The organism is Devosia sp. (assembly GCF_035944845.1).
Taxonomy (GTDB): Bacteria; Pseudomonadota; Alphaproteobacteria; order Rhizobiales; family Devosiaceae; genus Devosia_A.
In genome coordinates, this window is sequence record NZ_DASZAW010000101.1 from 1 (window position 1) to 9,738 (window position 9,738).

A 9,738-nucleotide genomic window follows, 5' to 3' on the forward strand; every position below is an offset into this window, starting at 1 on the left:
ATGTGTTCATTCTGCCGGCTCTGCTGGTCGCCGGGGGGCGATTCTTTCATCCGCTTGGAGGCGTTAAGAAATGAAGCTCTTCGGACCCCTGCCGCGCATCGTCGCGCTCGCTGGTCTGCTGGCCGTCACCCCCATGGCCGCGGCGCCCGTAATGGCCGCACCGGCCGATGTGGCGCTGCTGAAGTCCTATGTCGGCAGCTGGAAGGGCCGCGGCACCCTGGTGGGTGCCGAGAGCGAGTCCGTCGTCTGCCGCCTGACGCTCAGCGAAGGCAATTCCGAGAAGGTCAACTACTCGGGCCGCTGCACGCTGGCCGGCACCAGCCTCGCCGTCAACGGCACCCTGGCCTATAGCGACCAGAACCGGCGCTATGAGGCAGCGATGACCTCTAACGTTACCTTCTCCGGCCTCGCTGTCGGCAAGAAGTCGGGCGACAATATCGTGTTCAACCTCAAAGAGCGGAACAAGGACGAGGACGGGAACGACCTCACCGTTACCGCTGCGATCGTGCTCAAGGGCAAGGGCCAGGCGATCGGCGTCGATTTCCAGGTGGTGTTCAACGCCACCGGCGAGATGCTGAAGGCGTCGGTGCCGTTCAGCAAGTAAGCTCTCGACAACTAAGCGCTTTTGCGGACGGCCCATGGCCGTCCGTTTGCATTTTGGTGAACAGGTGAGGGACGATGCTAAGCTCCCGCTTTCGCCGATGTTAACGAGATCATGCGAGACAATCCGGAACAAACTCCATTCTGGAAGCCTCGCCTCATGGCCCGTCCGGCCCCAAAATCGCTGATCGGGCGCGCGGCGCTGTTTGTCGTTGCCATCTGTGCGGCGATCGTCGTGCTGGAGGGTTGGCGCGAGTGGGTGGCCTATGATGCCGCCGTGCAGAAGGCCGAACTCGAAACGCAGAACCTCGCTCGCTCGATGCGTCAGCATGCCGAGGATACCTACGAGATCGCGGACCAGGCCGTCTCGCTGGTCAGCTATCAGATCGAGACCGCCGGCATGGCGCCCGTGGCGCTGAAGCAGACCGAAGCCTTCATGCTGCGTACGATGGAAAGTGCACAGCGCCTGCGCGGCATCTATGTCTACGATGCCGATGGCAACTGGATCATCACCACCTCCGAGAACATGCCGCCCGGCGGCAACCAGGCCGCCTACAGCTATTTCCAGGATCATGCGAACTCGCCGAGCGACGCTCCGTCATTCGGCGCACCGGTGCTTGCCGCCGAGGGCGATGCCACCGTCACCACCGTCAGCCGCCGCTTCGATCAGCCGGATGGCAGCTTCGGCGGCGTGGTGGTCGCAGCGATCGACACCCGCTACTTCGCCGATGTCTATGATGGCATCGAGGTCGGTGCGCTCGGCACCATCAGCCTTTATGACAGCAACGGCCTGCTGCTCAGCCGCAAACCCTATCACCCCGATCTCGCCAACGAGGATCTGGGCGAGGGTGAGCTGTTCGCCCGGCCGGACCTGGCCCGGACGTCCGGCGCCTACCACTACGATTCCGCCGTCGACGGCCACCGCCGCATCGGCGGCTACGACCGTGGCACGCACTACCCCATCGTTTCGGTCGTCGCGGTTTCCCATGCCGAGGCATTGGCCAGTTGGGGCCGCGGCGCGTTTCTGCGCGGCGCCATTACCCTTGGCCTGACGCTCGCCGCCGCACTGCTCGGCCTGCGCCTGATCGACCAGATCCGCCGCCGGCAGCGCAGCGAAACCGTGCTCGAGCACAAGGAGGCCGAATTCCGCCTGCTGGCCGAGAGCGCCAGCGACCTGGTCGAGCGTTTTGACAGCGACGGGACCCGCACCTACATCTCCCCTGCCCTCGAACGGCTCACCGGCTACCGGCCCGAAGAGATGCTGGGCAAGAACGCCTTCGAGGTGGTGAACCCGATCGATCGCCCCTCGGTCGAGGCTGCCGCCGATCGGCTGCGTCGCGGCATTACCGAGCAGGAAACCGTCTCCTTCCGCGTGCAGCATCGGGACGGTGGTGAAATCTGGCTCGAGACCTCGCTGCGCATTGCCGCCGAACGCTCGGACCGGCTGTCGGTGGTCGGCGTGACCCGCGACATCAGCGAACGGAAGCGCCTCGAACTGGAGCTCGAAAGTCTCGCCCTGCGCGATGGACTCACCGGCATCGCCAATCGCCGCGCCTTCGATGCGGCATTGAGCCGCGAGGTGGCTCGCGCTCGCCGCCTCTCCACGCCGCTGTCGCTGCTGATGGTCGACGCCGACCGCTTCAAGCGCTTCAACGACGATCACGGCCACCTTGCCGGGGACGCCTGCCTCAAGTCGATCGCCTCGGTCGTCGCCATGGCGGCGCGCCGCCCCGTCGACCTCGCGGCGCGCTACGGCGGCGAGGAACTGGCGCTGCTGCTGCCCGATACCGATATCGATGCCGCCCGCGCCATCGCGGCCGATCTCTGCCGGCACGTCCAGGCGCTCGCCATCCCGCACGCCCGCAACCTGCCCTGGCGCGTCGCCACCATCAGCATCGGCATTGCCGCCATCGACCCCCGCGATCGGGACGCCGTGCACGACGGCTCCTGGCTGATCAGCACTGCCGACCTTGCCCTCTACGACGCCAAAGCCCAGGGCAGGAACCAGAGCGTCGTGGCGCCCGTCAACATCAGAACGCCGCGCCTCGTTGGTTGATCGTCGCCGAGCCGACACCACCTCCTGCTAAAGAACCGGCAGCTGGAGGCAACTGATGAACGATCGTCCCGGGGCATCCTTTGAGAACCGAGAGGTCGTCGACCTCTATCCCTACCGTCCACCCTACCCTGAGGCAGTGTTCGAAAAGCTGCGCCAGCTGGCGCCCCGCCACGATGCGATGCTCGATATCGGCTGTGGCCCTGGCAAGGTATCGCGTCCGCTGACTGGCGCCTTCGCCGATGTGGTTGCCGTCGATCCCTCGCAACACATGATCGCGCTCGGACAAAGCTTGCCCGGTGGACGGGCGCCGAACCTTCACTGGGTGCGAGGTCTCGCCGAAGATGCACCGCTCGACGGCTGGCGCTTCGACCTGACCGTCGCCGCGGCCAGCATCCATTGGATGAACCACGACCGGCTGTTCCCGCGGCTGCTTGCGCAAGCGGCGCCTGGGCACGTGTTTGCAGCAGTTTCCGGGGACGATGCATTCGAGCCGCCCTGGCAGGCCGACTGGCAGCGCTTTCTCGGCAAGTGGGTGCCGGACGTCACCGGCAAGCCGTTCGAGCCCCGCCGCCCGGACGCCATCGCCGGAGACTTTCACGGCCACGTCGCCGTGGCCGGCCGGGAATTCTTCACCGCGCCGTTCAGCCAGAGCGTCGAGGACTTCATCAACTGCCAGCACTCGCGCGACACCTGGGCCTATTCGAAGCTCGGCAGCCGGACAACCGCATTCGATGCCGAACTTGCCGAACTACTGGAGCCGCACGCCGTGGCGGGACAGCTGAGCTACACGGTGAGGACGCTGGTGAGCTGGGGGAGTGTCATACCGAGGTAGCGCATCGCCTGCCGCAGAACAGAGATTGGCCCCCCGACCCGCCTACCCACCGGCTGTCATCCCAGCGAAAGCTGGGACCCAACTCGCAGCCCGTGCCAGCCGATGGGTGGGTCCCAGCTCTCGCTGGGATGACATCGAGTGGGAGGTGCAAACTGTGCCTTCCAATGACGAAACGCAGTTCTCAAAACGAAACGGGCCGCCTGCGCGACCCGTCTGAACCACTCGTCCGAAGCCGCAACCGCCTCAGAACGGAATGTCGTCGTCCATCGAGCCGGACTCGAACGCCGGGGCCGAGCTCGGGCGGCGCTCCTGCCGGGCTGGCGGGCCGCCGAAGCCGCCGCCGCTCGATTCGCGCGGGCTCGAGAAGCCACCGCCCCCCGAGGCGCCTTCGCCATCGCCACGACCATCCAGCATCGTCAGGGTCGAGTTGAAGCCCTGCAGCACGATCTCGGTCGAATACTTGTCCTGGCCGGACTGGTCCTGCCACTTGCGGGTCTGCAGCGCGCCTTCGATATAGACCTTCGCGCCCTTGCGCAGGTACTGCTCCGCCACGCGCACCAGGCCTTCCGAGAAGATCACCACACGGTGCCACTCGGTGCGCTCCTTGCGCTCGCCAGTGTTCTTGTCGCGCCACTGGTCCGAGGTCGCGACGCTGAGGTTCACCACCTTGCCGCCACTGGGCAAGTTCCGCACCTCGGGGTCATTGCCCAGATTGCCGACCAGGATGACCTTGTTCACGCTGCCAGCCATGGCACTTTCCTTTCCAACTTTCCCGGAAACGCACCCGGGAGAAACTCCGGCGCGTATCCTACCGCTATCGCTCCGACGGCGCGCGCGCCAAACCGCCTTAGCCCACAGCTTCGTCGGCGCCCAATCGTTCCTCTTATGTTCTCCTTGCGCCGCGCTTTGTCAAGCACCCGCTCCAGTCCACAGCCGCATGAGGGGAGTTGACCGACTCTACTATGTTCCTCTTATGTTCACGTGAAGTTTGACTGAAGCCGGGTGCCGCCGTGGTGACAGGAACCGTCGCGGCGTGGTTAAGTTGCAAGTCGGGCGCCGGATCCCCAGATGTGCGGCCGAGCCCCTCTTTTTTGAAACCCTGACACGATTTGGCACAAAGCGGCTCTATGGTCGCTCGCCCTAGTCAAGTGGAAGTCTTTGATGGCCGATAGACCCAACCCGAACCGCGATCTCGTCATCAGGGGCGCCAAGGAACACAACCTCAAGAATATCGACCTGAGGTTGCCGCGCGACAGCCTCATCGTGATGACCGGGCTCAGTGGCTCGGGCAAGTCCTCGCTGGCGTTCGACACCATCTATGCCGAGGGCCAGCGCCGCTACGTCGAGTCGCTGAGCGCCTATGCGCGCCAGTTCCTCGAAATGATGCAGAAGCCGGATGTCGAGCAGATCGATGGCCTCAGCCCCGCCATCTCGATCGAGCAGAAGACCACCTCGCGCAACCCGCGTTCGACCGTCGGCACGGTCACCGAGATCTACGACTACCTGCGCCTGTTGTTCGCACGTGTCGGTATCCCCTATTCGCCGGTCACCGGGCTGCCGATCCAGAGCCAGACCGTCAGCCAGATGGTCGATATCGTCATGGCGCAGCCGCCCGAAACCCGGCTTTATCTGCTGGCGCCGATCGCCCGCGGCCGCAAGGGCGAGTACAAGCGCGAACTCAATGACCTGATGCGCAAGGGTTTTCAGCGCGTGAAGATCGATGGCGAGTTCCACGACATCGAGGATGCGCCCAACCTCGACAAGAAGATCAAGCACGACGTCGAAGTTGTGGTCGATCGCCTGGTCGTCGGCCCCGATATTGCCGGTCGCCTGGCCGAGAGTTTCGAGACGGCGCTGAAGCTGGCCGACGGCATCGCCTTCGCCGAGTTCGCCGACGAGCTCGACGAGAACGGCGCACCCAAGCGGCTGATCTTTTCCGAGAAGTTCGCCGATCCGATCTCCGGCTTTACCATCCCCGAGATCGAGCCGCGGCTGTTCTCGTTCAACAACCCGTTCGGCGCCTGCCCGGTCTGCGACGGGCTGGGCACCGAGCAGAAGATCGATCCGAACTTGATCGTCCCCGATGTCAGCCTTTCGCTGCGCGATGGCGCTATCCTGCCATGGTCGAAGACCAGTGCCCCGTACTACCAGCAGACGCTGCAGGCCGTGGTGAAGCACTACGGCGCCTCGACTGGCACCGCCTGGGAGGAACTGCCCTTCGAGGTGCAGCATGCCGTGCTGTTCGGCACCGGCAACACCGCGATCAACTTCGTCTATGACGACGGCCTTCGCACCTATAAGTCGACCAAGCCGTTCGAAGGCGTGATCGGCAACCTCGAGCGGCGCTACAAGGAGACCGAGAGCGCCGGCATGCGCGAGGAGATCGAGAAGTACATGTCGCAGGCGCCCTGCGTCGCCTGCAATGGCTATCGGCTGAAGCCCGAGGCGCTGGCGGTGAAGATCGATGGCCTGCACATCGCACAGGTCAGCGAGAAATCGATCAAGGCGGCGGCGGAGTGGTTCACCGCCCTGCCCGAAAAGCTCACCGAGCAGCAGAACAAGATCGGCGAGCGCATCTTCAAGGAGATACGCGAGCGGCTGGGCTTCCTCAACGATGTCGGCCTCGACTACCTGACGCTCGCCCGCAATTCCGGCTCGCTGTCGGGCGGCGAGAGCCAGCGTATCCGGCTCGCCAGCCAGATCGGCTCGGGCCTCACCGGCGTGCTCTATGTGCTCGACGAGCCGTCGATCGGCCTGCACCAGCGCGACAATGCGCGGCTGCTCGAAACGCTGCAGCGCCTGCGCGACATCGGCAACACGGTGATCGTGGTCGAGCACGACGAGGACGCCATCCTGCTTGCCGATTACGTGGTCGATATCGGCCCCGGCGCCGGTGTCAATGGCGGCCACATCGTCGCCGAGGGCACGCCGCAGCAGGTGATCAGCAACCCCAAGAGCATCACCGGCCAGTACCTTTCCGGCGCGCTCAGCATCCCGATGCCGATCGAGCGGCGGAAGCAGAGCAAGACCAAGAAGCTCCATATCGACGGGGCAACCGGCAACAACCTGAAGAACGTCTCGGTCGATGTGCCGCTTGGCAATTTCGTCGCCATCACCGGCGTCTCCGGCGGCGGCAAGTCGACGCTGATGATCGACACCATGTACCAGGCGATCGCCCGCCGGCTGAACGGGGCGCGCGTCAACCCGGCGCCGCACAACCACCTCACCGGCCTCGAGCACCTCGACAAGGTAATCGATATCGATCAGTCGCCGATCGGCCGCACCCCGCGCTCCAACCCCGCCACCTATACCGGCGCCTTCGGTCCGATGCGCGAGTGGTTCGCCGGCCTGCCGGAAGCCAAGGCGCGCGGCTACGGCCCGGGCCGCTTTTCGTTCAACGTCAAGGGCGGCCGCTGCGAGAAGTGCGAAGGCGACGGCGTCATCAAGATCGAGATGCACTTCCTGCCCGACGTCTATGTCACCTGCGAGGTGTGCAAGGGCCATCGCTACAATCGCGAGACGCTCGAAGTGCAGTTCAAGGGCAAGTCGATCGCCGATGTGCTCGACATGACCATCGACGAGGCGGTGGAGTTCTTCGCTGCGGTGCCCTCGATCCGTGAAAAGTTCCTGACCCTGCAACGGGTCGGGCTCGGCTACGTCAAGGTCGGCCAGCCGGCGACGACGCTGTCGGGCGGCGAGGCACAGCGCGTCAAGCTATCGAAGGAGCTCAGCCGCCGCGCCACCGGCCGCACGCTCTATATGCTGGACGAACCGACGACCGGGCTGCATTTCCACGACATCGCCAAGCTTCTTGAAGTGCTGCACGAACTGGTCGACACCGGCAACACGGTGGTGGTGATCGAGCATAATCTCGAAGTCATCAAGACGGCCGACTGGGTCATCGACATGGGCCCCGAAGGCGGCGATGGCGGCGGCGAAGTGGTCGGCGTCGGCACCCCCGAGGATATCGCCGCCAACCCCCGCTCGCATACCGGCCGCTTCCTCAAGGACGTCATGGAGCGCCGCCCGCAGCGCACCGCGGCGGAGTAAGCTCGGAAGCCAGCGGTCGGCGCGCCCTCTCCCGCTCGCGGGGGAGGGCTTCCCGACTGCACCATCAGTTGGGATGCTCGCCTAGCGACACTATAGCTGCGCGTGCTCACCTGAATAACATCACCTCTGCCGCTTGTCCCAATCCCCCGCCCCTGCTCTTGTTGTCACCGAGACTCTCCCGCGCACGGACCCGCCCCCCTTGACCACACCGCTCCCCATCTTCGACGGCCATAACGACGCGCTGCTGCGCCTCTACAACACCACCGCCGCCGATCCGGTCGCGGGGTTCCTCGCAGGAACCGAGGAAGGGCATATCGACCTGCCCAAGGCGCGGGCCGGTCACCTCGCCGGCGGGCTGTTTGCAGTCTTCTGCCCCTCGCCCGAAAAGATCGATTTCGGCGCCCTGCGTGCCGCTGGCGGCGAGGTGCCGATGCCACCGCCGCTGGCGATGGACGCGGCCCGCGCCAGCGCCATCAGGATGATTTCGCTGCTGTTCCAGCTCGAGCGTGCCTCCGGCGGCCAGTTCACGGTCTGCCGCAGCGCCGCCGAGATTCGCGCTGCCATGGGACGTGGCGCGATGGCGGCAGTGCTGCACATCGAGGGCGTCGAGTGCATCGATCCTGAGCTCGATTTCCTCGAAGTGCTCTACGCCGCCGGGCTCCGTTCACTCGGCCCGGTATGGAGCCGCAACAACGCCTTCGGCTATGGGGTGCCGTTCCGCTTCCCCGGCCCGCCCGACATCGGGCCGGGACTTACCGAAGCCGGCAAGCGCCTCGTCGCCGCCTGCAACCGCCTCGGCGTGCTGATCGACCTGTCGCACCTCAACGAGCGTGGCTTCTGGGATGTGGCGGAGCTGTCGAGCGCCCCGCTGGTCGCCACCCATTCCAACGCCCACGCCCTCTGCCCGACACCGCGCAATCTCACCGACGACCAGTTGCGCGCCATCCGCGACAGCAACGGCATGGTCGGCCTCAACTTCGCCACCGGATTCCTGCGGCCGGATGGCCAGATGAACCCCGATACCGATATCGAGCTGATGGTCCGGCACCTCGACCATCTGATCGAGATCGCAGGTGATACGCATGTCGGCTTCGGGTCGGATTTCGATGGCGCGATGATTCCTGCAACCATCAGCTCTGCGGCCGCCCTGCCCGTGCTGGTCGAAGCACTCGAGCGCCACGGCTACGATCGCCCGCTGCTCGAGCGCCTGGGCACCGGTAACTGGCTGTCGCTGCTCGAACGCACCATCGGCTGAACCGGCGCGCTCACCCACCGGGTCATTCGCGCGAATTTAGACGCTGCTCACTGCCCTGACGTGACGTCCGGCGGTGCGATCACCACGAAACGGCGCCCCAAACTCGGTGTCATCCCTGCGAAAGCGGGAACCCAGGTCACAGCCCGCGCGGGTGGATGGATGGGTCCCCTGCTTTCGCAGGGATGACAGCCGCTGGGTGGGCACTATCGTAACCTATCGCGCATCCGCTTTCGCGAGGATGACATCGTGGGTGGGGATTCAGTTCATCTGTTCGGCGAAACTGGCACGCTTTGCGGCGCCGGGCAGGCGGCCGCCGCTTTTGCGCGAAATCTGTGACAGTCGCGTGAAATTGCCATGCACCGAGCGCATGCCGGCACTGATAACTCACTGCATGCACATCGGCGCAAATCGGCTCATCTTACCGTGGTGGTGATCCGCGAAAGGAAAACGCCATGTTTGTTCGTGCCGTCTGGCGCCACCGGCGCCTGGTCGACATCAGGCAGACGTTGCGGGAACTGGACGTCCCCACAACCCGTGACGCACTGGGGATCACGGGACCCGACTTCCAGAAGATGACCCGCGGCCTGTTCGACCGCTAGAGCTTCATTGATCGCTAACCATTCGAGGATGGCCGCCGTGTGCCCGGCGGCCATTTTCTTGCCCGCGGGTCGCCGCAGTCTGAATCACAAATGAACGTGAGCGGTTAATGCCATGCACCAGACGCATAACGGTTCTGATGCATCTCCATCTGCTCGTCCGCAGAGAACGAGCCTATCTATGTTCTCGTAAACGAAAGGAGACTTGAAATGGGTATTCGCACTACGCTGAAGAAGTGGGCCGCCTACCAGCAGACCGTCCGTGAGCTCAACGCTCTCGACACCCGTCAGCTGAGCGATCTCGGCATCACTCGCACCGACATCCAGCGCATCGCCCGCGACCATGCGC

The 9,738-nt window shown here is 64.9% G+C and carries 8 protein-coding genes; 7 read left to right on the top strand and 1 reads right to left on the bottom strand.

What is annotated here, in order from left to right; translation table 11 throughout:
* The first annotated feature begins 70 nt into the window (after positions 1 to 70).
* From VGV07_RS19915 to VGV07_RS19925, 3 genes are all read left to right on the top strand, one after another.
* Positions 71 to 604: a hypothetical protein gene (locus VGV07_RS19915; RefSeq protein WP_326870475.1), complete on the top strand. Its 534-nt coding sequence runs from the start codon at positions 71 to 73 to the stop codon at positions 602 to 604.
* 156 nt (positions 605 to 760) lie between these two features.
* On the top strand, positions 761 to 2,656 hold the full coding sequence (locus VGV07_RS19920) for a diguanylate cyclase domain-containing protein (protein WP_326870476.1): 1,896 nt from the start codon (positions 761 to 763) through the stop codon (positions 2,654 to 2,656).
* Between the two features lie 55 nt (positions 2,657 to 2,711).
* Positions 2,712 to 3,488 carry a class I SAM-dependent methyltransferase gene (locus VGV07_RS19925; protein WP_326870477.1) on the top strand — a complete coding sequence of 259 codons (777 nt, stop codon included), beginning with the start codon at positions 2,712 to 2,714 and terminating at the stop codon, positions 3,486 to 3,488.
* A gap of 243 nt (positions 3,489 to 3,731) precedes the next feature.
* Here VGV07_RS19925 and ssb read toward each other — a convergent pair whose 3' ends face one another.
* On the bottom strand, positions 3,732 to 4,238 hold the full coding sequence (gene ssb / locus VGV07_RS19930) for a single-stranded DNA-binding protein (protein WP_326870479.1): 507 nt from the start codon (positions 4,236 to 4,238) through the stop codon (positions 3,732 to 3,734).
* 411 nt (positions 4,239 to 4,649) lie between these two features.
* Between ssb and uvrA the strand changes: the two genes are divergently transcribed.
* From uvrA to VGV07_RS19950, 4 genes are all read left to right on the top strand, one after another.
* On the top strand, positions 4,650 to 7,538 hold the full coding sequence (gene uvrA, locus VGV07_RS19935) for an excinuclease ABC subunit UvrA (RefSeq protein WP_326870480.1): 2,889 nt from the start codon (positions 4,650 to 4,652) through the stop codon (positions 7,536 to 7,538).
* 199 nt (positions 7,539 to 7,737) lie between these two features.
* Entirely contained in the window at positions 7,738 to 8,793 is a 1,056-nt protein-coding gene (locus tag VGV07_RS19940; RefSeq protein WP_326870481.1) for a dipeptidase, read from the top strand.
* Between the two features lie 452 nt (positions 8,794 to 9,245).
* Positions 9,246 to 9,392, top strand: a complete 147-nt coding sequence (locus VGV07_RS19945; RefSeq protein WP_326870482.1) for a hypothetical protein — start codon at positions 9,246 to 9,248, stop codon at positions 9,390 to 9,392.
* A 207-nt stretch (positions 9,393 to 9,599) separates the two neighbouring features.
* The coding region (locus tag VGV07_RS19950; protein WP_326870483.1) for a DUF1127 domain-containing protein at positions 9,600 to 9,738 on the top strand (139 nt) is incomplete at its 3' end.